This is a genomic window from Mesorhizobium shangrilense, from assembly GCF_040537815.1.
GTDB lineage: Bacteria > Pseudomonadota > Alphaproteobacteria > Rhizobiales > Rhizobiaceae > Mesorhizobium > Mesorhizobium shangrilense.
This window is the reverse complement of record NZ_JBEWSZ010000001.1, coordinates 3,150,056-3,176,074: the sequence shown is the minus strand read 5'-3', so window position 1 is coordinate 3,176,074 and position 26,019 is coordinate 3,150,056. Positions and strand designations below refer to the sequence as shown.

The window sequence follows — 26,019 nt, the reverse complement described above, 5'->3', positions numbered from 1 at the left end:
AGGTGGAACATGACAATCGAGGACTATCTCGCCGATCCGGCCAACCGCTTCGCCACGGTGGCGATGGCTGACACCAACGGGCTCCTGCGCGGCCAGATGGTGTCGACCCAAAGCCTGAAAGGGATCGCCAGGAATGGCATGGGCATGTCGCCGGTAACGCTGGCGCTGGATCCGACGGATGTGGTGCTGGCGATCCCCGGCGTCTCCGATGGGACCTCGGATTTCCACGATGACCCGCTCATCCTGGATCCCTCGACAGTGCGCCGTCTTCCCTGGTCGAAACCCGGACACGACATGCTGGTGCTTTCGAACTATTCCGGCGGCACGGCGGAATTGTGCCCCCGCTCCATCATGAAGCGCGTGCTCGATCGCGTGAATCAGGCCGGATACTTGCCGCGCTACGGCATGGAACTGGAATACACGCTCTTCGACGAGACGCCGGCAAGCGCCAGCGCCAAGGGTTATCGCAACCTCAAGACGGCAACCCAGCACAACAGCCATGACCTGGTGCTCTACCAGGTCGAGCAGACCGAATGGTACGAAGCCGTCGCGGCGATGTGCGAGCCGCTGCGCATCGACCTCGCGAAGATGCATGAGGAAATCGGCGGCGGCTTCCTTGAAGCCTGCATCGCAGCCGGCGAAGGGCTTGAGCCCGCCGACCAGTTGGTGCTGTTGAAGAACTTCCTGCGGGCGCTGGCGCAGAGACAAGGCAAGTGCGTCACCTTCATGCCGCGTTGGACCGAAGCGGCCGACAGCCAGTCCATCCACGTCCATATCTCGTTGAAGGACAGCAATGGCAAGTCGGTCTTCCACGATCCGTCGCAGAAGAACAACGTGTCGCGGACCTTCCGCCATTTCATCGGCGGCCTGCAGACCTATATCGGCGATCTCACCCTCATCTTCCAGCCGACGGTCAACTCCTACCGGCGCTTCGCGCCGGGCACCTTTGCGCCCCCCGGCCTTACCTGGGGTTACGAGAACCGCACGACCTGCTTCCGCATCGTCGGCCACGATGCCGGCTCGCTCCGTGTTGAGAATCGCTTGCCGGGGGCGGACACCAATCCCTACCTGACCGTTGCCGCCACCATCGCGGCCGGGGTGTCCGGCATCCTGGAAGAGATCGAACCCGACCCTGAAACCATCGGCAACGGATACGTCCAGCAGCCTCCCCGGGATTTCGCGCGCTCCATGCCCGAAGCGATCGAGCGGTTGCGCCAATCCAGTTTCGCGGCCGACTGGCTCGGGCAGCGGTTCGTAGAGGCCTTCTCCTCCACCCGGGAAAGCCAGCACAACGAATTCCGGCGCAAGGTTCCGGACGTGGAACTGCAACGCTTCTTCGACCTCGGGTGACCAAGATGGACGCAGACCTGCGTGCCCGCTTCCTCGAAGGCATGAGCCGTGTGGCCGCCGCCGTCACCGTCGTGACCACGGACGGTGACGCCGGCCAGTTCGGCGTGACGGTTTCATCCATGACCTCTGTGTCGGCCGACACCAGTCGGCCTTCGCTGCTTATCAGCGTCCATCACCTGAGCCCGGCATGCGAGGCGATCAAGAAGAACCGGCGTTTCTGCGCAAACGTCCTCAGCGGCAACCAGAGCTTCGTCTCGGACCTTTTCTCCGGCCGCCTCAGGCATTTGAACGAGGACCGGTTCGGTGCGATCGCATGGCACGGTGGCGCGACCGGTGCACCGATCATCGACGACGCCATCGTTTCGCTCGACTGTGAATTGAAGACCGCCCTGCTTTGGGGAACGCATTTCATTTTCATCGGCGAGGTCGAGCAGATCGAACTCTCCGCCCAGCGCTCACCGCTCGTCTACGGCAATCGAGGCTACCGGCGTGTTGTTCCGATCGCACCGGACGAAGATCAACCGCATCGTCTGGAAAGCCATATCAGCATCGGCTTCTTCATCACCCTCGGTCCGCAATTCGTGCCGGCCCTCGTCGCGGATTTCGCAAGCCAGAAGCCGGACGTCGAGATACGTCTCCTGGAAGCGGACCATGACGATCTCATCGAGCAGATGCGGGCTGGCAGGATCGAGGCGGCAATCACCTTCGGAAAGGTGAATGAGCCGGATCTGGATGCCGAACTCGTGTGCCCTCCGGCTCCCCACGTGCTGTTGAGCGCCGATCACCCGCTGGCGGCGAGATCCAGCCTCCGGCTTGCCGACCTGGCGGACCTGCCCATGATCCTGTTGGACTATCCGTCGGTGCGTTTGGCCAACGCGGCGTTGTTTGGCCGCAATGGAATGAAGCCTTTCATCCGCTTCCAATCGCCGTCCCTCGCCATGGTGCGAGGTTTGGTGGCGCAGGGCCTGGGCTATTCGATCGTTCCACAGGCGCCACAGACCAGGACCGCGCCCGACGGAAAGGGGATCCTGGCGATACCTCTCGACGAGGACTTTCCCGAGGGCGCCGTGGTTTCGATCGCGCAGCGCTCGGACCGCCGGAGCGAATTGGCGAAGGACTTCCTTGCAAGATGCAGGGCCTCCTTCGGACAGGCTGACCGGCCATGAATCAGGGCCGCCTCGAACAATAACAGACACGTGACCACTCGAGCAGGGGCGAGGGCGCGCATGACCGATCTTGGGGAACATTAGGAGGAGAATGTCGAAATGAGTATCGCGGGGACCAACCAACTACGCAAGAATTCGCTTGGCCTGATTGCTGTGACGTTCATGGTGATCTCGGCCGCGGCGCCACTGACGGGGGTGGCGGGCGCGATGCCCATAGCATTCCTGCTGGGCAACGGGCCGGGTATTCCGGCCACGTTCGTTTTCGTCACGCTTCTCATGCTGGCCTTCGCGGTCGGCTATGTGGCGATGTCGCGGCATATTACCAATGCCGGCGCGTTCTATGCCTATGCCGCACGCGGCCTCGGCGGGCGTACCGCCGGTGCGGTGGCGATCGTGGCGCTGGTTGCCTACAACGCCATGCAATTCGGCCTGATCGGCCTTTTCGGCGGCATCGCGGCCGGCGTCTTCGGCGAGCACGGGGCGTTCCTGCCCTGGTGGGGCTGGAGCCTGATCGCCATCCTTCTGGTCGGCTTTTTCGGCTACCGGCAGGTGGACCTCTCTGCCAAGGTGTTGGTCTTCATCGTGGCGCTCGAATACCTGGTGGTGCTGATCGTCGACTTTGCAATTCTGGGCAAGGGCGGCGCGAACGGGCTGTCGATGAACCTGTTCGACACCAATGCCATCTTCTCGGGTTCGCTGACTGCCGCCGTGCTGTTCTGCATGGGGTGCTTCATCGGCTTCGAGGCAACCACCATCTATGCCGAGGAGACACGCGAGCCGGAGAAGACCATTCCGCGCGCCACCTACCTGTCTGTCTTGATGATCGGCATCTTCTTCGTCTTCACCACCTGGCTGATGATCGTCGGCGTCGGCGTCGACAAGCTGGTGCCGACGATCCAGGGGCTGCCGGATCCGTCGGTGTTCTTCTTCGATCTGGCCGGGCAGTATGTCGGCGGTCCGGTGCCGGCGATCGCGGGTGTCCTTCTTGTGTCCAGCCTCTTCGCGGCCCTTTCGGCCTTCCACAACTACATCGCCCGCTACAGCTACGTCGCCGGGCGCGAGGGCCTGCTGCCTGCCGTGTTCGGCCGGACGCATGACACGCACCAGAGCCCGCATATCGGGTCAGTGGTGCAGTCTGTCGGCGCGCTTGTCGTTCTGGCATTCTTTGCGGGAATGGGACTTGATCCGGTCCTCAACATGTTCACCTGGATCAGCCAGATCGGCACGCTGGGCGTTCTGGGGATGATGACCGTCACCTCGCTCGCGGTGATCGTCTTCTTTCGCCGGACGGGGCTTGCGGGATCGCCGCTGACGACGCTCGTTCTGCCCTTGATTTCCGGTCTGGTGATGGCGTCGCTCTTTGTCTACATCTTCCTGCACTTTGGCGACCTGACCGGCACGGCGGGCGGGGTATTGGGCATTGTCCTGCCGTCACTGATCCCGGTCGCGGCCATTGTCGGTTATCTTCTGGCGCTGCGGCTGGAAAGGACCGATCCGGTTCGTTTTGCCCGCATGGGCCACAACTAGCCCGGGGCTGAATTGCCATAAACGCTTGTCGTTCCGGCGCGGTTGGCTCCGCGCCGGACCTGCGATTATCCGCCGACAGCTGCTGCCCTTTCCGCCGTTTCGGAAACCACGTGGCTCGCGACGCTGGTGATGGTAAGGCTGGCCATATGGAAACCAGGCAACTTTCATATTTCATTCTCGCCTGCCAGCACAAAAGCCACGCCGAAGGTGCCGCCCGCTTGCGCCTGTCGGCCTCGGACCTCGGCTTCAGCGGCGCGCACGGTCTCGTCATCCTCATCGTGAGCGCCGGCGATCAGGCCATGACGGGCGATTTCTGTGAAACAGGCATGAAGGGTTTGCTGCGGGATGCGGGGAAACCGTTCAGGATGCGTACCGAAGGTGGAGAACTTGAAGCCTGCAGCCCCCGCCGCCACCATGCCGGCGATATGCTGGGGACCGTCCTTCGGGTGGACCGTGCCATAAAGGGGAAAATCGACCCGCGCCTGCTCGCCTGCCTCTTGAGCCTTGCGAGCCAGTCGCTCGCCGTCGCAGATCAGGTTCCCGTCGTCATAGGGCATGTCGACGATCGTCGTGACCCCTCCTGCCGCCGCTGAACGTGTCGACCAGATGAAATCTTTCCTGGCCAGCTTGGGAGCGCGAGTGCACCTGGGCATCGATCGCTCCAGGAAGCACAAAGGCCTCGCCAAAATCATGGCGCTGGCGCGCGGCTGGCGGCGCGCCTTCGCCGATCCGTTCAATCAGCCCGGCGCGAACAGCGACATAGCCTTGCTCGCGCACCCCATCGGTTCCGACAACGCGGCCCGTCACCACCAGATCAAAATCGCTCATCTCTGCTCCTCAGCCTCAAGGATCGGTGAAAGAGGCGGACCGCGGAAATCACTTTCGCCGAAGCTTGCGATAACAAATCGCGAAGCCGGAACCTGGCCTTGACGATATCCATCGGCAGCCTGAACATACCCGGCGGTTGCAATTCACGTTTCGGCTCCTTCAGACCCACTCCCTCCTTGTGCTTCATCTTTCAAATCGATCGAGTGCGGCGCAGCCAGATCGTTTTGGCAAACAGGATTTTTCATGACCGTCACATTGACCACCAGGGCCGACATCGACCTCAATTCGTTCTTTCGCGTCGCCTGGAAGAGGGAGAGCGTCACGATTGGCGAAGAAGCACTACGCCGCATCGCGGAGTGCCGCGCATCGTTCCTGCAATTGATCGACAGCGACGCCGACATCGTCATATATGGCGTGACAACGGCCATGGGTGAGCTGGCGCGCCAACGGCTTGGCAAGGATGAACGCGATCGCCATGCACGCATCAAGGCTTTTGCGGCAGCGACCTCCTTTGGTGATCCCTATCCCGAGCGGGTGGTGAGGGGGATGGTGCTGGCGCGTCTGGCGAATTTCCTGGAAGGCCACGCCGCCACCACGCCACGGATAGCGCTTTCTGTCGCGGAAATGCTGGACGGCAGGCCGATGCCTTCCGTGGCCTCCTCCGGACAAGGGGGCGCTGGCGAAATACTGGCGCTTTACCCGCTCTTCGCCGAATTGTCCGCCGGGTTCGACCTGGAGGTGAAGGAGCGCGGATCGCTCATCAATGGCTCGCCCTGTGCCGCAGCCCTTGTCGCCGACGCGGCGCTGGCGGCCCGGCGGCGTGTCCGTATGGCCGAGAAGGTGTTTGCGCTGTCGATCGAGGCTTTCAGTGCGCCCCTCGAGCACTACGATGCGGCACTCGACGTTCTATGGGGCGACCAGCACGAGGCAAGCGCGCTGAAGGGTCTGCGCGAGCTGCTTGTGGGTGCCGGAGGCGGGCGGCGCAATTACCAGGCGCCGGTCAGCTACCGCGTTGTGCCCAAGATACTTGGCCACGCTCATCGCGCACTCGCCGCGGCCGAACATGCCGCTACCGTTTCGCTTGCCTCGGCTTCTGACAACCCGGTCTACATTCCGCCGGACGATGCCCATCCATTGGGCCGTTGCATCAGCACCGGTGGCTATCACAATGCAATGGCTGCTCCTGCTCTCGACGACCTTGCCGCCATCTGGGCAGACATCAGTCTTTTATGCGACCGCCATGGCTCCAAACTGCTCAATGGCGCGGTGTCGCATCTGCCGAACCTGCTCATGACCGACCGTCATCCAAGCGACAGCGATGGCCACGGCAATGTCGGCTATGTGCCGATGGCAATTACCGGCTATCTCGAACAGGCCAAGCTTTTCGCCCAGCGGACATTCATTCCCGGCACGGAATCTGCCGGCGCCGGACAGGATGATGTTGCAGCGACGGCATTCCTTGCATGGGCCAAGGAGGAAAGGGCTGGGCGCTGCGTGGATGCGTCACTCGCCATGCTGGCGATGTTGGCCTCGCAGGCCCTTTACGTCACCGGCCGGCAGGGTCCTCCGGCACTTCGATCATTCGTGGCTGAAGTCCGCGATAGTGTTGCACCTGTCAACGAGGATCGGGTCCTTGGGCCTGAATTGGCGAGATTGGCCGAGCGGTTCACGCAGCAGGTGTTTGAGGGATAATCGGTTGAAGATGCGTGGCGCGTCGATGCTCCAAGATCTCGCCTGGCCACTGGGCGTCCCCGTCAGCCGCGTCTTCGAAGGCCTGCCGGGAAACAACGAGGCGAGCGTCGAATCGCGGCCCCTGCATCTTTCCTGACGATCTCGGACAGCTGCGCAACCGTGGTCGCAACACGTTTTGTCTGTTGGCTTTGATGGTCAAGCGACGCATCATGCGCGGAACGGCCCGAACCCGGGTATGAGCATTGACGGCCAGATCAAAGCCGCCCGGAGGTGAGCATCGCATGCGACTGCCCAGCGCTTTCCTGCTTGCCCTCGGCCTTGCTGCCAGCCTGTCGGCCGCCCGGGCCGACGAGTGCGGTGATACCGACACTCTCCTGCGGCAGGCCTATCCTGCCGCCATCAGGAGTCCCGACGGCGCCTCTTTCACGCTCGAACCCCATACGAGAATCTCGGTCGGTGCGATCGAGGACAGCTCGCCCTTCGGCCTGACCTGCAAGCCATGGCCCGCCCATGATGATCTGCTTTTGGTTGCCGTGCCTCTGATCGACAGTGCGCGGTCCACCGATGACGGGCATTTTGGCGATATCGAAATCCTGGTCGTCGGCAGGAAGGATTTGGGCGTGCGCCAGCGGCTGCTGCAGCCCGGGCTGCTGAACGACGATGCCATCGCCATCCGCAAGATCGAGTTCGATACCGCACGCTACAGGCTTTCGCCGGATGTCACCGCCTTCGGCTTGCGTATCTCCATGGCAAACCAGTCGCAACCAAACCCCTTCAGCGAAACCGACCTCAGGCTTTATGCGCTTGTGGCTAGCACGCTGCGGGTCGTGCTCGATGGCATCGTAGTCTCGGGAGCTGGCGGAGAGGGCGACACCAATTGCGCGGGGTCCTTTCATTCCAGCGCGGTGAGTTTGTCGATGGGGTCGGCCAGTCTCCACGGCTTCAGTGACATCGCTGCCGTCGAGCAGACCGACACGGACAACCCCGCGCCTGACGCCACCGGCGAATGCCAATCGCATCCCGGAAAGACCGTCAGCAAAACCTACCGGCTGCGCTACGATGGCGGCCAGTATCCGGTTCCCGAGCCGCTCAAGGCTCTGGCAAATTGACCGCAGCTCGCGCCGGGCTTGTCAGCCGAATTTTCGGGCAGGGGCACGGCGATGCCGCCACAGGCCGAGGATACGTCGATCTCGACACCGAACGCCCGCGATCGGGCCGCAAACGCGCAAGGCGGCGCTTGTATCGGGCCGAGGCGGAACTATCCGCCCGCTGAAGCATTTCCCGTCACACTGCCTTTTTGTCGAGAGAATGCCGGGTCATGAGAATTGCCCATGTCGCGCCGCTATACGAATCCGTGCCGCCCAGGCTCTATGGCGGCACAGAGCGCATCATTTCTTACCTGATAGATGCTCTTGTCGAACTCGGCCATGATGTGACCCTGTTTGCGAGCGGCGACTCCAGAACCAGCGCTGAGCTGGTTTCCTGCCGCGAGCGTGCATTGCGCCTCGATCCGCGCCCGTTGAAATCGGAAATCGCGGCGCACCTGTCGATGCTCGACCAGGTCAGCGCTCGCGCCGACGACTTCGACGTCATCCATTTCCATCTCAGCCATTTCCTGCATTTTCCCTTCTTCCGGCATATCGCTGGAAAAACGGTGACGACGCCGCATGGCCGGCTGGACTATATCGATCTGGCGCCGGCCTACGAGCGCTTCCCACGTTTTCCGATGATCTCCATTTCCAGAAGCCAGCGTGCGAAACTCGCCGGAGCGAACTGGCTGGCCACGATCCATCACGGCATTCCGCCCGATGTCCTCGTGGGGGATTTCGAGGTCGATGCCGAAGGCACCTATCTGGCATTTCTGGGCAGGCTGTCGCGGGACAAACGCCCTGATCGCGCGATCGAGATCGCCAGGCGCACCGGCATGAAGCTCAAGCTCGCGGCAAAGATCGGCGACGACGATCGCGCCTATTTCGAAGAAGTCGTACAGCCGATGATCGACGGCGACCAGATAGAGTACGTCGGAGAGATCAACGATGCGCAGAAGCAAGCGTTTCTTGGCAATGCGGCGGCGCTGATTTTCCCCATCGATTGGCCCGAGCCATTTGGTCTTGTCGCGATCGAGGCGATGGCGTGTGGCACCCCAGTACTGGCCTGGAACTGCGGCGCGCTGCCGGAAATCGTTGACAACGGACAAAGCGGTTTCGTCGTCGAGACGATCGAGGACGCCGTCGCCAGCATGCGGGCACTCCTGCAACTCGACCGACGGCGGGTGCGGGCAGTCTTCGAACAGCGTTTTTCCGCCAGCCGCATGGCTGATGATTACGTGGCGGCGTATCGGCGCCTGCTGAACGGCCAGCAGCAGATCAAGGCGTCCTGACGCCAATCCAATGCATGTCGCCCAAAAGTGCGCAGCGGTCTTGGGAAACGACAGGCCCAAAACAGAGACCTGAACCGGGACAGAGGTATTGACCATCACGCAACTTGACGAGCGCAAGCTGGATCCGGCCGTCGCACTTGCTTCCCTTGATGACACAGCGCCACGCGAGCCGCACAGGCTGTACGCGCTCAAGCATGGCGACTGTTTTGCGGTTGCCGATGCCTATGGCGACATCCGTGGCACGGGGGACGGCTTTTTCCGCGACGATACCCGCGTGCTTTCGGAGTTCCGCCTGACCGTCGGAGGGCGTTCGACGTCGTTGCTGGGCGCATCGCTCAGCCAGGACAATGTCCTGTTCACCGCCAATTTGACAAACCTGCCGATCAATGACGCCGACGGCCGCCAGATTCCGCAAGGCGCCCTCCATATCGAACGGGTGCGGCTGCTGTGGCAGGAAAGGCTCTATGAGCGCCTTACCCTATCCAATTACAGTCAGGAACATTCGACCGTCCTGATTTCGCTGCGCTTTGCCGCCGACTTCCGCGATATGTTCGAGGTGCGTGGCTCCACCCGTTCCAAACGCGGTGTCGTTGGCGCCGCCGAGGTTGGCGAGGACTCCATCGCGCTTCGCTACGAAGGGCTGGACAAGATCGTTCGGACCTCCGTGATATCGTTCTCGCAAACGCCCGACAGGCTGGAGCCCGATCGCGCTGATTTCCTCATCGTGCTGTCCAAACGCAGCCGCCAGACGCTCTATATCGAGGTCGGCGGTCAGGTCGCGGACACTCCCGACCGCGAGCGATTCCGCGCCTCGGCGGCGCGTGCCCGTTTCAACATGCGCGCCAAGCGCCGCCACGGCGCGACGCTGCACAGCTCGGGCCGGGTTTTCAATGACTGGGTCGCGCGGGCGCGCGCCGACGTCGCGCTGCTCACCACGGAACTGCCGACCGGCCCCTATCCTTACGCGGGTATCCCCTGGTTCTCGACCGCGTTTGGCCGCGACGGTGTGATCTCCGCCTTGCAGATGCTGTGGCTCAATCCCGGTCTCGCCCGCGGCGTGCTGTCCTTCCTAGCGCTGCATCAGGCGACCGAAACCTCTCCGTTCAGCGATTCCCAGCCCGGAAAGATCATGCATGAGACCCGCAAGGGCGAGATGACCGCGCTCAGCGAATTGCCGTTTGGCCGCTATTATGGCGGCGTCGACACCACCCCGCTCTACATCCATCTGGCTTGCGGCTATGCCGACCGCACGGGCGACATGGGCTTCATCGACAGCCTGTGGCCATCGTTGTGCGCCGCCGCCGAATGGATCGAGGAAGCAAGCCGCTCGACGGGCTTTGTCACATACCAGCGCGCCGCGGACTCCGGGCTCGCCAATCAGGGCTGGAAAGACAGTTTCGATTCGGTCTTCCACGCCGACGGACGCATTCCCAAGGGGCCGATTGCCCTTGTCGAAGTGCAAGGCTACGTCTTTGCCGCGTTCCAGGGGCTGGCGCAGCTTGCCGAGCGCCGCGGCGAGACTGACAGAGCGCAGGCATGGCAGCAACGCGCCGAGGCGATCCGCCAGCGGGTGGAGAGCGATTTCTGGCTGGAAGACCTGAACTATTACGCGCTGGCGCTCGACGGCGACGGCCAGCCCTGCAAGGTCCGCACCTCCAACGCCGGCCATTTGCTCTTTGTCGGTCTTCCCACACCGGAGCGCGCAGGGATGGTGGCCGATCAGCTGCTGTCGGCGTCGTTCCACACCGGCTGGGGGCTGAGGACGCTGGCTGACGATGCTGTGTTCTTCAACCCAATGTCGTATCACAACGGCTCTACCTGGCCGCACGACACCGCGCTGTGCGCGCAAGGTCTGGCGCGATACGGCAACCGCGACAGCGTCGTGCGGCTGATGAGCGGAACATTCGAGTCCGCCGTGCACTTCAACATGCGATTGCCCGAACTGTTCTGCGGCTTTACCCGCGCGCCCGGCGAAGCGCCGATCGCCTATCCGGTCGCTTGCCTGCCGCAAGCGTGGTCCGCCGGCTCCGCTTTCATGCTGATGCAGGCCTGCCTCGGCCTGCGGATCGATGGCTGGAACGGCGAAATCCATGTCACCAGGCCACGTCTGCCAATCGGCATCGACAATTTGACGATCCGCCATCTCGCGGTTGCTGACAACGCGGTCGACCTGACGTTCCAGCGCGTGGGCGATCGCGTCGGGGCGTTCCTCGCCGACCGCCACGAGGGTCTGGTGCCGCTTATCGTCAGAAGCTGAAAAACCGGAACCATCGTGATCTGCGTGCGTTGCCCAATAGCGACCGCCATGGCTTGAGCGAACGACATGGCTTGCCAGGCGAACAATCAGATCAAATGGATGCAATGACGGACGGAAGTATCAACCTCGCGCAATCGGCCCCCGCCATCTGGTTGCTGATCCTGGCCAGCCTGTGCGTTTCAACCGCTGCCTTGGCAATTTCGATCTTGCGATCGCGCCGAACCGGGTCAGCGGCGAGGAGCACGGAAGCGGAGCCGGTTCGTGCCGTGCAGTTCAAGAAAAGTGGTCACTCGGCTGACGCCGCGCTGGTCGACTGGACGCCCGATACGCTGCGAAGCATCCTGGCGAAGGAACTTCCGGACGCGCAGGTGATCGTGGTTTCCAACCGCGAGCCCTATATCCACAATCTCAAGGACGACGGCATCGAACTGGTGGTGCCGGCGAGCGGTCTGGTGTCGGCGCTCGAGCCGATTACTCGGGCCTGCGCCGGCACATGGATCGCCTATGGCGGCGGATCAGCCGACCGCCTCGTGGTCGATGACAAGGATCGGCTGGCGGTTCCGCCGGATAAACCCGCCTACACATTGCGGCGCGTGTGGCTCACAGAGGAAGAGCAGCAGGGCTACTATCTGGGCTTTGCCAATGAGGGGCTTTGGCCGCTCTGTCACATTGCCTTTACACGGCCGATATTCCGGCTCTCCGATTGGGAAACATACCAGGCCGTCAATCGGAAATTCGCCGATACGGTGGTCGCTGAAGCCCGCAACGAACGCCCGATCGTCCTCGTCCAGGACTATCATTTCGCCTTGCTGCCGAGGATGATCCGCGAGCGGCTTCCGGATGCGATCATCATCACGTTCTGGCATATTCCGTGGCCAAACTCCGAAGTGTTCAGCATCTGCCCGTGGCGGGAGCAAATCCTCGAAGGATTGCTTGGCAGCTCAATTGTCGGCTTCCACACCCAATTCCACTGCAACAACTTCATCGAGAGCGTCGATCGCTTCCTCGAGAGCCGGATCGAGCGTGAAGACGCGGCCATCTCCTATGGCGGCCAGACCAGCCTGGTCCATCCCTATCCGATCTCGATCGAATGGCCGCCATCACGCCTTGAAAACGCACCCACCATTGGCGAATGCCGCAAGCGCATTCGGGAGAAATTCGGCCTGTCGGGTGACATCAAGCTATGCGTCGGCGTGGAGCGCCTGGACTACACCAAGGGCATTCTTGATCGTTTCCAGGCCTTTGAGGAATTGCTGGAGGGCCATCCCGAATGGATCGGCAAGGTGACATTCCTGCAGATCGCGGCACCCAGCCGCGGCACGCTCCCTGCCTATCAGCAACTGCATGAGGAATGCATGAGCAAAGCCGAAGCCTTGAACCTGCGCTACGGTCGCGAAGGCTATGTCCCTGTGGTGATGGTGGCGGAACACCATTCACAGGACCAGGTCTACGAAATCTACCGTGCAGCCGACGTCTGCATGGTCACCAGCCTGCATGACGGCATGAACCTTGTCGCCAAGGAGTTTGTCGCGGCACGCGACGACGAGCAGGGTGTGCTGCTGCTCAGCATGTTCGCTGGTGCCTCGAAGGAACTTCTGGAAGCACTCATCGTCAATCCGTATGACGCGGCGATGATGGCGGATGCGCTTCTGCAGGCATTGACGATGGCGCCTTCGGAACAGGGGCAACGCATGAAAAGCATGCGTGGAGTGGTCCGCGACAACAATGTCTACCGCTGGGCCGGCAGCATGCTGCTGGACGCCGCACGGCTTCGGAAGCGCAATGACATTGATCGTGCTGTCGGAACTGTGCCGTCGAACGACGGGAACGTGGTCTCGATCATCGATCGCAAACGCGTGGCGGCCCTGTGATGTCCGCATCGTCCTACCTGCCACCGCCGCAAGTCCCGGACGCAAACTGGGCTTTGTTCCTCGACATCGACGGAACCCTCCTGGAGCACGCCGAACACCCCGATGCAGTCGTCGTTGGCGAGCGGCTGAGAACACTTCTGGTGGAACTCGAAACCAAACTTGATGGAGCGCTGGCGTTCATCACAGGGCGTTCTATTTCGGTCGCGGACCGGCTTTTCAAGCCGCTCAGGTTGCGGGCCGCGGGTCTCTATGGCCTGGAACACAGACTTGAGATGAATGGTCCGGTCTTGGCGGCCAGCGAGCCGGCCGATATTGCCGCACTGGCGCAGGAAATAGAGGCTGAACTCGGGGTTGCAAACGTCTATGTCGAGCGCAAGGGGCCGATCCTTGCCATCCACACGCGCGCCGCTCCCCATCTGCTCCCGCGCGCAACCCAGTTGGTGGAAGAGGCCCTGAAGCACTTGCCAAAAGGGTACCGGGTGCTCGCTGGCAACGCCGGGGTGGAGCTTATGCCTTTGCAGGCGGCCAAGGGCGCAGCGATCCGGCGTTTCATGGACCTGCCCGCCTTTGTCGGCAAGCAGCCTATCTTCCTGGGCGACGACACGTCGGATGAGCCGGGGTTTGACACGGTCAACGAGATGGGCGGCCTGTCAGTGAGAATAGGGCCGCCGCGTCAGACGTCCGCTCGCTACGCGCTTTCGAGTGTCGATCAAGCCTTGGCATGGCTGGCTGAAAGCACAGGGCAAAAAGGAGATGCTCGATGGTCCAGTTTGTCAGCCTGATCCGTGAGTTGATGCCGGCATGGCTCTCGCGGCGTTCGCTTACAAACATCTCGCAGGGACGAGATGCTGCCCAATCACCCCGGCACGCGGACACCGTATGGCACAGGATGGTTGAGAAGGATATTTTCGGAGCCAATACGCCCGACTATACGCATATTGATGACGGCGATGCTGTCCACAACTCACAGTCCGAGCGAACTCCCAACGCAGCCCGCAAGCCCGGAGGGGATCGCAAACCATAAACCTCATGCTGGTGCCGATCGGATCGGGATCGGGGGCTCATTTGTCAGTCTGGCTGAGTTCCATTCTTACGCTATGATCTCGAAGGCTTTTCATATTCAGCAAGATCTTTTCAGTCCCGCCAGCGCCTTGCCGAATGGCTTCCAGTACCTGCCTGACCTGATCACGCGTGACGACGAGAGCTTTCTGGTTGGGGCGCTCCAGCAACTGAAGTTCGAACCTTTCGATTTCCACGGGCATCTCGCCAATCGCCATGTCGCCAGCTTTGGAACGCGCTACGACTACCAGCGACGTCAATTGGTTGACGCGCCGCCCATACCAGAATTTCTCCTCCCGCTTAGGCATAAAGTCGCAACGTTTGCCGGCCGACCTGATCAGGACTTCGTTCAGGTTCTGATCAATGAATATCGGCCGGGCGCCGGTATTGGCTGGCATCGCGACAAGCCGCACTACGATTTGATTTCTGGCGTTTCCCTGTTGTCGTCCTGCGATTTCCGGCTCCGCCGCAAGAATGGCCAGAAATGGGATCGTCGCACGGTCACGGTCGAACCGCGATCGGCCTATCTCATGTCAGGCCCGGCACGCAGCGAATGGGAACACAGCATTCCACCCTTGGCCGACCATCGCTATTCAATCACGTTGCGAACACTGCGCTCGTAAGGACGACGATCTGCCGATTGGAGGAGCTTTTGCGATCAGGCGAACAGCCCACGCGTTGTCGGAGCGACCCTGCAAAACGGGCACCTGCATCCGGCTTCAATGGCGCGGGACGGTCAGCGGTTGCCAGAGCCGCGGGCTTCTTCTCGCCGAACGCTGCTTCAAGCGGGAGCTCGGGGAGATAGCATAGCCTGCTGGTATTCGTCGCGGGTGCTTCACTGAGCTGCCCTCGGCGATAGCGTCGAACGCGAGCGCCCATCCCGCATTGTCAAAGGGGCCTGTCGATCTCCAGGGCTTTGCTGGCAAGCATCGCCGCCTCGTTCCGCTCTCCGGTGGAGTAGAGAATCCTGGCGAATGTCGCGACCAACTTGGTGTCATAAGGGTTGAGCGTCATTGCGCTGCGACCCGCCGATATCGCTGCTTCTCTGTTGCCTGCTCGAAACTCCGCCATCATCTTGGCCATCAAGCTGCGGGAGGATTGAGGACCCAGTGCAACAGCGCGATCGGCATGTTCTTCGGCCGCGGCCGTCACGTCTTTCGATGCACCCTCCGGATCGATGGACAGGAGGACCAGGGCCAGCATCGCATGGGTATCCGCATCGTAGGGGCGATGTTGCAGCGTGCGCTCCAGACAGGACCTGGCCTGCCGCAGGGCCTGTGCCGAACGCGTACTGAGCGCGCGGTTGGCGCGCAACACACATCCATTGCCTAGCGTCGGATGCTTCAGGTCCTGACTGGCTTCGACGGCGTCAATGACGCCGTCACCCGAGGCGATGCGCGCAGCCAGACGTGAAACCAGCAGTTCGGTCGGATCGATGGACGAAGCGGCATCGACACGTACACTGTCGCGGTTCGACTCGAGAGCCTCCCCGGTCTGCTCATCGATGACCTGCCACCAGACCGATCTCTGGATCCGATCCGAGCTATACTTCAAAACAAGCCGATAGCGGCTGCGCAGTGGCGCGGCGGAGGCATCTTCGATTGTGCTTGAGGTGTAGGTGTCCGGGGCCAGCAGGTGTAGCGTGCCGAAGCCTGAAAGCGCGCTGATGAGCGTATCGCGCAAGACGATTGCCCCGAGATCTTGAGGATCGTCTGGCATGAGATCGACTGAGAGGGAGGGCCGTTCCGATATGGCGGTATGGACTGGGCTGCTCAGCGGGTAATTGGCAAACAGCACAATGCCGCCACACAAGACCATTCCCAAGCCAAGTTTCAGCAACGTGATGGTGTTTGGGCCTACCCCCCGGCGCGGGACTGCACCAGTTGCCGCTGTCTCCCCGGCATGAAACTGCATGATGCCAGGGCGGTCACACCGTTCGCTCGTATCTCGTGCCTGCCGGGAAAACACCGGTACGTACCGGCCTTTCGGAAGCTCGATGCTGATGTCCCGATCCCGTCCGGACGATTCATAGTAATGGGTGAGAGCCGACCGAAGCCGCGTCGCCTCGATCCGAACAATAGGGTCGGTCGACGCGTCAAAGGAAGAAGGCCGGCCAAAGACATCGACGGCAATGCAGTATGCCTTCAGCGCGCTCTCGCGCCCGGCGAAGAGTTCTTCAGAAACACAGCGGAGGAACCTCTTGTTGCGATCCGAGCAGTGAAACCGCGGGTCCAAAAGCAGGAACTCAAGTTCTTTCCAGGCCTCCGCATAAGAAACCACTAAGTATTTTTCCGGCTCCAAATCGATTTCGTGGGTCGTGTCCATGACATGTTCCCTCGATCTTGGACGGGTCTCCGCGTATTCCTGCCCAGAGATCGAGGTTAAATCGTCAGTAATTGCAGCGCTATGCAGTTTGTGCCATCGATCCATCACAGTGTATTTGGATGCGAGTTTAACCATCTATTCGGTTTGCAGTATGCAGCCTGCACCAAGAACTGCTATCCGGGGGAGCGATCTGGGGGTCAACTCGAAGAGTTTATGGCGAGGTCCCTTCCCAGGCGCGCACAAGGCGATGAGTTGCCGGCAATACCGACCGCGATTTGCTCGACAGCTCGGACGAACCGAGCCTCGGATGCCCTGGCGGCATGTGAACGCGGATTCGTCCTGGATCCCATATCAATCAGCGCGCTCCTTGACTGCGAATGCACCTCCGCAATGCGTTGACGACGGATTCGACCTCACCATTGAAACCACGGCTGGGAATAGCGCTGAACACGCTACGCGCCGGTGATTGTGCAGGCAGGGTTCCTCGGGCCAAAGGGACCAGGGTAGTCGGCAATATGGCTGAGGGCGTGGCCATCCGGTGACGTGGACGCGATCGACCGTTCGACCAGGCATTTCGAACTCTTATCCGGGCTGGTCCGGGCGTTCCAGGCCGGTGCTGTCACTGTAACGTACTTGTTACGAGGACCCCAAGGAAGGTCATCTGGAGACAGTCTGGTTCGTGCCGTTGGCCCGCCAGAGGAGGGGCCCACGGCGGCGGGCGGCTGCTTCGGCGGTGACGCAATAGGTTGTTTGATTGCTGGCCAATGCATGTCGGCCAAGTGGCCTCGGTTTTGGGAAAACGACATGCATAGAAACAAAAGAGCCAAGCGCGTCGCATGAATCCGTTTCGACGCGACGCGCTTTAGTAGTGTATCGGCCCTGTGATCCCGCCGCCGCAGGCGATCGCATCGCCGTTGATGGCAACGCTTCGCGGTGAGGCGAGGAAGGCAACGACGTCAGCGACTTCGGCCATATCGACGAGGCGCCCGATCGTGACATTGGCGGCCAGGCGTCGTTCGATTTCCTCAGGCGCCACACCGGCCGAAGCCGCGCGGGCGGCGACCACGGGAGCGGTCTTTTCGGTGCGGGTCAGACCGGGATGGACCACCGTCACGTTGATCCCCTTCGGGCCCAATTCGTCGGCGAGATTCTTGGTCAGGGCAGAGACGGCAACATTGCGGATCGAGCCGATGATTGAGCCAGTCTGGCGTGCGGCGAGGCCGCTTATGTTGATGATCCGGCCCCAGCCGGCGGCAGCCATATGAGGAGCGGCCTCACGCGCCGTGCGAAGATAGCCCATCACCTTGACGTCCACGTCATCCCAGAACAGGTCGTTGGTGATCTCGGCCAGCTTTGGCGGCGGTGTCTGCCCGCCCGGTTTGGCAGCGGCGTTGACCAGAATGTCGAGGCCGCCGAGCGCCGCGACCGTTCCCGCCACGAGTGCCCTGACCGAGCCGTCGTCCTGTGTGTCGACGGTCAGTCCGACGATCTTGCGTCCGGTCTCCGCCGCCAGTTCGCGCACGGCAATGTCCAGATCGGCGGCGTCGCGGGCGGCGACGACAAGATCCACGCCTTCCAGGGCCAGTTGCCGGGCGATGGCGCGGCCGATTCCCTTGCTGCCGCCAGTGACCAAAGCACGTCTACCATTCAGTTGCAGATCCATGACCTGTTCTCCTCGGCTTATGTGGGCGGGTTTCACCGCCGAAGCGGTAAGACGACAATAGTGCCGCAACCTGTTGTATGGCCGGATGTCCAAGGGCGCGGTGGGGCGGCGGTTTGTTGCGTCAGGTCGCCAGAAGCCTGCGGACAGGGGCGACAATCGTCTCGTCCTGCGGTTCCGTGTCGGAGCGGTAGCGGGCAACCACATTTCCCTGCCTGTCGATCAGAAACTTTTCGAAATTCCAACTCACTTCGGCGGGTGAGGGCGCCGCGCCTTTCCCGGCCAGCCGGGTGAGAAGCGTGCTGTCCGGCCTGAACGCAGCCTTCGGCTGCGCCTCGATAAGCGCCTGATAGAGCGGATGCTTGCGTGGCCCTTTCACCGCGATCTTGGCGAACACCGGGAAGTCGACACCATAGGTTAGCCGGCAAAATTCCTGGATTTCGCCGTCCGTGCCGGGCTCCTGGCCGCCAAAGTCATTGGCCGGAAAGCCGAGCACCACCAGGCCCTGATCGCGATACGAGCGATAGAGCGCCTCCAGCCCATCATACTGCCTGGTGAAGCCGCATTTCGAGGCGACATTGACGATCAGCAGGACCTTGTCGGTATATTCGCCAAGGCTTGTGGCTGAGCCGTCGGCACGGCTGAACGGAATGTCACGGATCGAGGCTGTCATAGCCAAATTCCCCACGGGCAGATATCGCCCCGTACATTGGTCGCTTTGCCGTGCCCGTCAAGGAAGGCTATTCTCCAGGACTAAATTGCTGGGCACCTTGAGCGACAGCCCTTATGTGTATCGATTGCCAGAACGGTCGGATCAGCGAGAGCGTGGGAGATATGAAATGAGCCTTTCCGGTGCGAAAAATGAGCCTAGGCTTCTGTCGGAAATCGCCAGCTATCATGCACATGTCTATTACGACCGACAGACGACCCGCCCAGTAGCGGAGTGGCTGCGCGCGGCGATCGGCGAACGCTTTCTGGTTCGGCTTGGGAATTGGCATGACGGGAAGGTCGGGCCGCATGATCAATCGATGTTTCAGGTCTCATTCGCCAACGAGGTTTTTCCTGCCCTGGTGCCATGGCTGATGCTCAACCATCGCGGCCTCAGCATTCTCGTTCATCCGAACACCACGAACCCGCGGCGAGACCATTTGATTGACCCGGTCTGGATAGGCACACCACTGCTTCTCCACGGCGAGAGCCTTCCCGAAGACCATGAGGCAGAGGAGGCATTGCTCCCGAATACCACCCCGACCATACCGGCATAGGATATCGCCACCTCGGACCCGCCAATCCCGTCAACTGGGTCAAACCAGCAATCGCCGCGCTACAGCAACCGTGGCCGTCGAGGTTCTCCTATCGCGCATTCGAGCGCGGCGACGTCCCAATGGCCGAGATCGGCCGCAGCACGATATGTGCTCTCCAGGAAGGCCATCAAGACGGCGTCGGGATCGGCGGCGTTGCGAACTGCATCGTAGGGCAGCAAAAACTCTCCGAGCGCGGCGTCGAAGTGCGCGGCATCGGGGAATACTTTCGCCGACGCGAACCCCGCGGGAGTCGGATATGCGTAGGAGTAGAAGGCTGGGAAGTCGATGCTTCCTCCTCCAGGCCAGAACCCGGCCGACGAGACTTCGTGACTGTACGCCTCGCATGTGACTTCGTCAGGCAAACCTGGAATGCCTCCGGGATGCAAAGGTGCCCGCCTGCCGGAGAACCGGGTCACCGCGAGATCGAAGCTGCCCCAGAAGAGATGGACGGGACTGACCTTGCCGAGGTAGGACGTGCGGAAGGTCTGGAATACGTTCGTCGCAGCCACGCAGGCACGGAAGAACCGTGTCACGGCGCTGGCGTCATACGGCCGCTCGATGGTATCCATGGCAAAAGGGACGCCATCGGGAATCTCATTTGGCCTGCCGTCCAGTTCCGGCGTCCCGCCGAGGGTACGGATCAGATCCAACAGGCGCTTGTGAAACGATGCGACCGACATAGGCTCAAGCGCAAGCCGAGCCGTCCCTCCCCCTGTTGCCGTACCGACCACCTGATGGTCGATGAGATCGAAACTCAGTTCGATGCCGCCTCGCACGTCCGGCACCAGACCCGTCGTGAAACCGCGCGCGTTGGGATAAAGGGTGGCGTGCCAGGAGTGGTTTATCCACGGTGTGCGGGCGAGCCGGTATTTGCCGACAATCTGCGCGTAGCGGTGCAGCGCAGCACATGTCTCCCGCCACGCGCCGTACGGAATTTCAGGCCATTCTTGCATTTTCGTCCCGATCAAGCCGATTTGGTTCACCGGCATCGCGAACGGAAGCCGTCGAGGCATCTTCTCCTATCGGCTACCGATCGTATAGCCGGGAGCGGACTTTGTTTTTTTTGCGGCGTGGGTGCGCCGGGTTCGCAGCTGCCTGCCGAGATGTTTCTCGCCTACAAGATTTTCGCCAGAAAACTCTTCGTGCGGCTCCTTTGCGGATTCGAGAGCAGCGCTCGGGGGGCTGCCTCCTCGACGATCAGGCCGTCATCCAGATCACCCGGTGCCCGACGTTGCGGTCAAAACCCATCTCATGGGTGACGACCACCATTGTCATCCCTCGATCGCCGGCGTCTTGAAGACCTGAAGCACTTCACCCACCATTTCGGGGTCGAGTGTGGAGGTCGGCTTGTCGAAGGGCGTAGACGTATCTTGAGGAAAGCGACGACCCGATTCGACAGACCAAGCCGCCACGCCATCAATAGGGGCTCGACGGTGACGGTTGTCTCGAAGCATGCCCTGCGATGTCGTGTCGCCCAGCAGGAGTCTGGTCAGCGAGGCCGCCGAAATCAGTGTCTCCCGATCTCGGCGGTATTACCCAACCTCAGACGATGAAACGGACCGCGCGCTGGATGTCGAAGAAATCCGTTGCCTTGAAGCGGAGCGTGCGCGCCGCGACGTGCTCGACGCCCGGGTACCAGCTGGCCCGATAGGCTTCGATCGGCGTGGTGTATTCGACCACCAGTTCGAAGCTGTCGGCGAGCGGGGGTAGGCAGACCGAGAGGTCGCGTGACAGTGCCGCTTCGACCCCGTTGCGGATCGCCTTGACTGCGGCTCCAGGCGTCATCGATGAGGTCGCCGGGCCAAATCCTTCGCTGGTCGCCACCGTGCCGATGGCCGGCACCAGAACCTTCGCTTCGGCGCACATGCCGGCGTCGCCACTCAGGAACACCGAAGGCACGCGGTAGCGTGCCGCGCAGAGCGCGTTCAGCGTGTATTCCGAGGCGACCTCGCCATTGATCAGCAGCCGCGAGACGGTGCCGGTCAAGGTATGCGCCAGCGGGTTGGTGTCCGTCCCCGCCTTGTTGTGGTAGCCGGTGTAGAGTGCGGCGGCGAAGCTGTCGTCGATGCCGAACATCATCATGTCGGGGTGGCCGCTCCAGCCGCGCACGATGCGGACATAGTCCGGCAGCCTCGACAGGATGAGGTTGCGCGCGGTGGAGTGCGCGTCCTTCACCACCACTTCGGTGGCGCCAGCCGCCTTCGCGCCCTCACAGGCGGCGACCAGTTCGTCGGTCATGTATTCGCGAAACTCGGCATAGTCGGGATTGCCCTTCTTGGCCTCGTCCCAATTGGTGATGCCGGCGGTGCCTTCGATATCGGCGCTGATGAATACCTTCATTGTCTGTCCTCCCTGGATGTTAAAGAAGCCCGGTCATCGACGTCGGCAGCTGGTCGATTTGCTTGGGCGAATGCTTTGTAGGCACCATCAGCCGCTCGCTTTTGCAGCGGGCCGGCGCTCGAGGAACATCGGGCCGACCCGGATGCCGCGCCGGCCGTGATCGTCGACGGCGTCGAGTTCGAGGATTTCTTCCTCGTACAGGATGCCATGCATGCGATAGCGCCCGGCCTCCTCCGGCTCACAGCTGTGCGTGCAGAAATACTCTATCAGGCATTTCAGCTCGCCATGGCTGTAGCTGAGATAGGTGACGTTGAAATCCGGGCCGTATTCGCCGAGATGCGGCGCAATCTCGGCCGGCACTATCTCAGTGGGCAGTGCCTCAATGCGTGACCAGTTCGCTGCCTTCCACACCAGCGCGCCGGGAGCGGGGAATGACAGCTTCATGTGTGGATATTCGGCGTCGCGTCCATAGATGCGCCCGTCAATGGTGAAATCCGAACCGGCGACCGGGCGGATCTGCAACGGCACGCCTTCGCCCATCAGATAGAGCTTGCCGCCCTTGGCCTTGACCTCGACGACCTCGCCGGAAGTTTCGTGCCGGTAGTGGCCGGGCAGTGCCGCAAGCTGGTCGGCGGCGACGGCAGGCAGGCTCTGCCGCCGCGACGGCAGCGTACCCATCCGGCGTTCGGCCAGCGCGATGCGCAGCCCCTCGACGCCAAGCCGCGCGCCGATCTGGTTGGAGAAATCCAGCGTCGAGAAGATCAGCACGCCGACGCCGGCGGCGGGCAGCAGGATCATCTGCGAGGCGTAGCCATAGACGGCGCCACCATGGCCGACGGAGGTCCAGCCATCGACATCGCCGACACCGAAACACAGGCCATAGGTGTTCGCCACCCTTTCTCCGGAGGCGCGCTTGCCGATCGGCACCCACATCTCGCGCAATGAGGCGGGCGATGCGATCGCCCGGCCATCCGGCGCGAAGCCGCCGCGCAGCAGGCACTGGGCATAGCGGGCCATGTCGCCAATGGTGGAATAGATGTTGCCGGCCGGCGGACCGCCAAGGTCGAACACGGGAGCGGGGCTGTCGCCGTCCAGCGTCCACATGTCGGCGGGCGCGAGCCGCTCGGCGATGCCTGGCGCCAGGCCCGACGAGGTCCGGTCCATGCCAAGCGGCTTCAGCATATGATCGGTGACGTATTCGGCGTAGCTCTTGCCCGTCACCGTCTCGATGACCCTTCCGGCCACGGCAATGCCGGCATTGGAGTAATGCATCTGTCCCAGGCTCGGATCCTGTTTTAGCGTCGAGCTGGCGAGTTCGGCCACGGTGTCGGCCAGCGGCGGCCGCGCTGCGTCGAGATAGTGGCCGCTCTTGGGCTCGCGCACGAGGCCGGCGGTGTGGCTCAGCAGCTTGCGCAGGCTGATCCGCGCGCCATGGGGACCGCCTTCGCGCCCGGCGAACGGGTTGAGCGGCTTGAAGCCCGGTAGGTATTCGCAGACGTCGGCATCGAGATCGACAAGCCCTTTTTCGGCAAGCTGCATGATCGACAGGGCGGTGAATGTCTTGGTGATCGAGCCGATCCGGAAACAGGTGTCGTCGCCCATGGCGAAGCCACGGTCATGACGCTGGATATGGCCCGCGGCCATCAGCCCGTCGCGGTCGACAAGGCCATAGGAGATGGAGGGGATCGCCTTGTCCTCGACCTGCTGGCGGATCAGGTCCTCGAACAGTTCGACTGCGGCGGCGGAAAGTCGGCTCATCGGTGGTCTCCTCGCAATATCAATCGGAAGCAATCAACAGGACATCGCCGCGAGAAGCTTCAGAAGTAGGTCTTCATGGCTTCCACCACCCTGTAGTCACTGTCGACAAGGTAGATGATCTGCCATTTGTCGAACGTCGTGCATGGATGGGAAATGCCGAGCCCGACACGGTCGCCGACGGCAAGCCGCAGATCGGCCGGGAAGCGCATGTAAGCGTGCTGATCGTTGAGGTTGATCACTTCGCATCCCGACGGCAAGTCCTGCGGATGGGCGCCTGCGCGGGACAGGAGGAGCGGCACCGGAAATCCCGAATCCGTTCCGCAGTCGCGCCGGCCGGCCGTCAGCAGGGCAAGTCCTGGCTCAGGAATCGACTGCACATAGGCCCAGATTTCCAGCGCACGGCGCAGGCCGTCCTGCTCGCCGGTCTTGGCCTGCAGGCGTTGGTGGGCACTCTGGTAAAGCCCGGAATCATGCGTGACGTAACAGCCGCTTCTCGTCACCACGCGGGCGCCGCACTGCGCCAGCCTGTCGATGACGATATCGTAGTAGGAGGAGCCGCCGGCGGTGACCAGCGGCGCGTCGCTCTCGAACAGACCTTCATCCGCGCAAAGGCCAAAGAGCGCGGCGATTTCATCCATGAAAAGTCCGACCGCCTGCTCGGCCGACCCGTTTTCTGCCTTTATCAGGCCCTCGAAGGCCTCGATCCCGACAAGGCGAAGCCCCGGTGTGGCGCGTATCTGCCTGGCAAGGGTAAGCGCGCTGTCATTGGTCCGGCAGCCGGTGCGGCCGCCTGGGTAGCCGCGTTCGAGAAGCAGTTGCAGCGGGCGGTCAAGCTGGTTGCGCCGCACCGCTTCTGCTGCCGCCTCGATGCCGGCGGCGCTGTCGATGATCATCATGAAATCGAGGTCGGGTTCCCCGACCATGGCGGCGATCGCATCGAGTTCCAGCCGTCCGACCGCCTGATTGGCGAGGATGATGCGCTCCGCGCCGAAGCCGCGGCAGACCTGCATCTGCTGGACCGTCGCGACGGTCACAGCCCAGGCACCATCGGCGATCTGGCGGGCGATGATCTGCGGGCACATCGTCGTCTTGACGTGCGGGGCAATCAGCGCGCCGCGCTCGGCGACGAAACGTTGCATCCAGCGCGAATTGTGCGCCAGCGCGTCGGCGCGGATGATCGCAGCGGGCAGCGGCAGGTCGCCGGAAAGCAAATTCCAGCCTTGATCGGCGACATCGGCGAGCCTGAGCCTGGCGCCGAACGGAATGCCCTTGATGCTGTCGTCCAGGGCAACCGACGCCAGTGCGTCAAGATTGAAGGCCATTGATGATCTCCCCCGGATCAGAGTTATGCGGCGGCGGTATGGGCCGCGCGGCCAATCCCGGCGCGAGCGGGCGACACCTCATCGGGATCGAAACCAGCATCGAGGATAGCGTCGGCAATGGGCCTGCGGTGGGCCAGTGCGGCGGCCACCTTGGCCAGCGCCGGGGCAGTCTGGATGCCATAGCCGCCCTGGCCTGCCAGCCAGAAGAAGTCCTCGCAACGCGGGTCGAAGCCAACCACAGGGCTGCGATCCGCAGCGAAAGTGCGCAGGCCCGCCCAGCGGCGCGAAATCGAACGCACCGGCAGGTCGGCCGCTTGCTGGATGCGGTCGATGGCAACCGCGATGTCAAACTCATCGGCCTGTGCATCACAAGGTTCACTCTGCGTCTCGTCCGCCGGCGACGCCAGAAGCCGCCCGGCATCGGGCTTGAAATAGAACTCCTCATCGACGTCGATCACATGCGGCCAAGACGAAGCGTCAACGCCATCGGGCAGGTCCAGCATCATGGCGGTGCGTCGCAGCGGCGTCAGTCCGGCTGTTGCAACGCCGGCCATGGCAGCGATGGTATCGGCCCATGCGCCACCGGCATTGACGATGATCCTCGCCTTGAACTGCTCCCTGGCCGTGGTGATCCGCCAGCCGGAGGAATCCCGATCGATATCGAGGACTTCGGCGGAAACCGCGATGCGGGCGCCCCGGGCGCGCGCGCCGCGCAGATAACCTTGATGCAAGGCGTGGACGTCGATGTCCATCGACGTCTCGTCGAGGAGGGCCTGTGCCACATAGTCGGCACGCATGATCGGCACGCGCTCGCGCACAGCGTCGGCACTGAGAACCCGCGACGGCTTTCCGCCCGTCCACGCGAATATCTCGGCCATATCCGCGATGCTTGCTTCCTGATCGGCGCGTGCGATGAAAAGCACAGGACGCGGCGTCAGCAGGGGGTGCTCGGCAAAGCCGGCCGGTGGCGCCTCATACAGACCGCGACTGGCTCTCGTCAGCGACCGGATGGTGGCGTTGCCATAGGTTTCGGAAAAGAGTGCGGCCGAGCGGCCCGTCGTGTGATAGCCGCAATGCTCTTCTCGCTCGAGCAGCAGGACGCTCGCGCCATCGGCCAACTCATAGGCAGCGGAAGCGCCCGCCATGCCGCCGCCGATCACAACAAAGTCGAACATCATTC

20 protein-coding genes and 1 pseudogene are annotated in these 26,019 nt (G+C 62.3%); 12 read left to right on the top strand and 9 right to left on the bottom strand.

Annotation, left to right across the window (positions count from 1 at the left end; translation table 11 throughout):
- Window positions 1–9 precede the first annotated feature (9 nt).
- From ABVQ20_RS15645 to ABVQ20_RS15635, 3 genes are all read left to right on the top strand, one after another.
- Complete coding sequence (locus tag ABVQ20_RS15645; protein ID WP_354460410.1) at window positions 10–1,350, top strand: glutamine synthetase family protein; 1,341 nt, start codon at window positions 10–12, stop codon at window positions 1,348–1,350.
- Between the two features lie 5 nt (window positions 1,351–1,355).
- Window positions 1,356–2,516 (top strand): LysR substrate-binding domain-containing protein, encoded by a 1,161-nt coding sequence (locus tag ABVQ20_RS15640; RefSeq protein WP_354460409.1) that lies wholly within the window; start codon window positions 1,356–1,358, stop codon window positions 2,514–2,516.
- 99 nt (window positions 2,517–2,615) lie between these two features.
- Entirely contained in the window at window positions 2,616–4,043 is a 1,428-nt protein-coding gene (locus ABVQ20_RS15635; RefSeq protein WP_354460408.1) for an APC family permease, read from the top strand.
- 233 nt (window positions 4,044–4,276) lie between these two features.
- Here ABVQ20_RS15635 and ABVQ20_RS15630 read toward each other — a convergent pair.
- A pseudogene (locus ABVQ20_RS15630) lies at window positions 4,277–4,871 on the bottom strand (dihydroorotase); the annotation flags it as partial.
- A 243-nt stretch (window positions 4,872–5,114) separates the two neighbouring features.
- Here ABVQ20_RS15630 and ABVQ20_RS15625 point away from each other — a divergent pair.
- The 8 genes from ABVQ20_RS15625 to ABVQ20_RS15590 all read left to right on the top strand — a co-directional run bounded on the left by ABVQ20_RS15625 (window position 5,115) and on the right by ABVQ20_RS15590 (window position 14,753).
- Window positions 5,115–6,563, top strand: a complete 1,449-nt coding sequence (locus ABVQ20_RS15625; RefSeq protein ID WP_354460407.1) for an aromatic amino acid lyase — start codon at window positions 5,115–5,117, stop codon at window positions 6,561–6,563.
- Between the two features lie 281 nt (window positions 6,564–6,844).
- Window positions 6,845–7,672, top strand: coding sequence for a PA3715 family protein (locus ABVQ20_RS15620; protein WP_354460406.1), 828 nt, complete (start codon window positions 6,845–6,847; stop codon window positions 7,670–7,672).
- Window positions 7,673–7,881: 209 nt separating this feature from the next.
- Window positions 7,882–8,943, top strand: a complete 1,062-nt coding sequence (locus ABVQ20_RS15615) for a glycosyltransferase family 4 protein (protein ID WP_354460405.1) — start codon at window positions 7,882–7,884, stop codon at window positions 8,941–8,943.
- Between the two features lie 94 nt (window positions 8,944–9,037).
- A complete protein-coding gene (locus ABVQ20_RS15610) occupies window positions 9,038–11,200 on the top strand; it encodes an amylo-alpha-1,6-glucosidase (RefSeq protein ID WP_354462187.1) in 2,163 nt (720 codons plus the stop codon).
- A gap of 104 nt (window positions 11,201–11,304) precedes the next feature.
- A complete protein-coding gene (locus ABVQ20_RS15605) occupies window positions 11,305–13,071 on the top strand; it encodes an alpha,alpha-trehalose-phosphate synthase (UDP-forming) (RefSeq protein ID WP_354460404.1) in 1,767 nt (588 codons plus the stop codon).
- Window positions 13,071–13,853 (top strand): trehalose-phosphatase, encoded by a 783-nt coding sequence (gene otsB / locus ABVQ20_RS15600; protein ID WP_354460403.1) that lies wholly within the window; start codon window positions 13,071–13,073, stop codon window positions 13,851–13,853. The genes ABVQ20_RS15605 and otsB overlap by 1 nt, the downstream gene beginning before the upstream one ends.
- Entirely contained in the window at window positions 13,832–14,095 is a 264-nt protein-coding gene (locus tag ABVQ20_RS15595) for a hypothetical protein (protein WP_354462269.1), read from the top strand. The genes otsB and ABVQ20_RS15595 overlap by 22 nt, the downstream gene beginning before the upstream one ends.
- Before the next feature lie 73 nt (window positions 14,096–14,168).
- Window positions 14,169–14,753 (top strand): alpha-ketoglutarate-dependent dioxygenase AlkB, encoded by a 585-nt coding sequence (locus ABVQ20_RS15590; protein WP_354462186.1) that lies wholly within the window; start codon window positions 14,169–14,171, stop codon window positions 14,751–14,753.
- A gap of 265 nt (window positions 14,754–15,018) precedes the next feature.
- On the opposite strand, the gene ABVQ20_RS15585 is transcribed toward ABVQ20_RS15590, so the two are convergent.
- From ABVQ20_RS15585 to ABVQ20_RS15575, 3 genes are all read right to left on the bottom strand, one after another.
- The gene (locus ABVQ20_RS15585; RefSeq protein ID WP_354460402.1) at window positions 15,019–16,455 is read right to left on the bottom strand and encodes a tetratricopeptide repeat protein; all 1,437 of its coding nucleotides are present in this window, start codon (window positions 16,453–16,455) and stop codon (window positions 15,019–15,021) included.
- A gap of 862 nt (window positions 16,456–17,317) precedes the next feature.
- Window positions 17,318–18,118 (bottom strand): SDR family NAD(P)-dependent oxidoreductase, encoded by an 801-nt coding sequence (locus ABVQ20_RS15580; protein ID WP_354460401.1) that lies wholly within the window; start codon window positions 18,116–18,118, stop codon window positions 17,318–17,320.
- A 121-nt stretch (window positions 18,119–18,239) separates the two neighbouring features.
- Window positions 18,240–18,788: a glutathione peroxidase gene (locus ABVQ20_RS15575; RefSeq protein WP_354460400.1), complete on the bottom strand. Its 549-nt coding sequence runs from the start codon at window positions 18,786–18,788 to the stop codon at window positions 18,240–18,242.
- A 166-nt stretch (window positions 18,789–18,954) separates the two neighbouring features.
- Between ABVQ20_RS15575 and ABVQ20_RS15570 the strand changes: the two genes are divergently transcribed.
- On the top strand, window positions 18,955–19,380 hold the full coding sequence (locus tag ABVQ20_RS15570; RefSeq protein ID WP_354460399.1) for a DOPA 4,5-dioxygenase family protein: 426 nt from the start codon (window positions 18,955–18,957) through the stop codon (window positions 19,378–19,380).
- A gap of 59 nt (window positions 19,381–19,439) precedes the next feature.
- On the opposite strand, the gene ABVQ20_RS15565 is transcribed toward ABVQ20_RS15570, so the two are convergent.
- The 5 genes from ABVQ20_RS15565 to ABVQ20_RS15545 all read right to left on the bottom strand — a co-directional run bounded on the left by ABVQ20_RS15565 (window position 19,440) and on the right by ABVQ20_RS15545 (window position 26,014).
- Window positions 19,440–20,432, bottom strand: coding sequence for a DUF5996 family protein (locus ABVQ20_RS15565; RefSeq protein ID WP_354460398.1), 993 nt, complete (start codon window positions 20,430–20,432; stop codon window positions 19,440–19,442).
- A 529-nt stretch (window positions 20,433–20,961) separates the two neighbouring features.
- Window positions 20,962–21,759: a M55 family metallopeptidase gene (locus tag ABVQ20_RS15560; protein ID WP_354460397.1), complete on the bottom strand. Its 798-nt coding sequence runs from the start codon at window positions 21,757–21,759 to the stop codon at window positions 20,962–20,964.
- 87 nt (window positions 21,760–21,846) lie between these two features.
- Window positions 21,847–23,517 (bottom strand): serine hydrolase domain-containing protein, encoded by a 1,671-nt coding sequence (locus ABVQ20_RS15555; RefSeq protein ID WP_354460396.1) that lies wholly within the window; start codon window positions 23,515–23,517, stop codon window positions 21,847–21,849.
- A 59-nt stretch (window positions 23,518–23,576) separates the two neighbouring features.
- Window positions 23,577–24,839: an amino acid deaminase gene (locus tag ABVQ20_RS15550; protein WP_354460395.1), complete on the bottom strand. Its 1,263-nt coding sequence runs from the start codon at window positions 24,837–24,839 to the stop codon at window positions 23,577–23,579.
- A gap of 23 nt (window positions 24,840–24,862) precedes the next feature.
- Entirely contained in the window at window positions 24,863–26,014 is a 1,152-nt protein-coding gene (locus ABVQ20_RS15545) for an NAD(P)/FAD-dependent oxidoreductase (protein ID WP_354460394.1), read from the bottom strand.
- Between the last annotated feature and the right edge of the window lie 5 nt (window positions 26,015–26,019).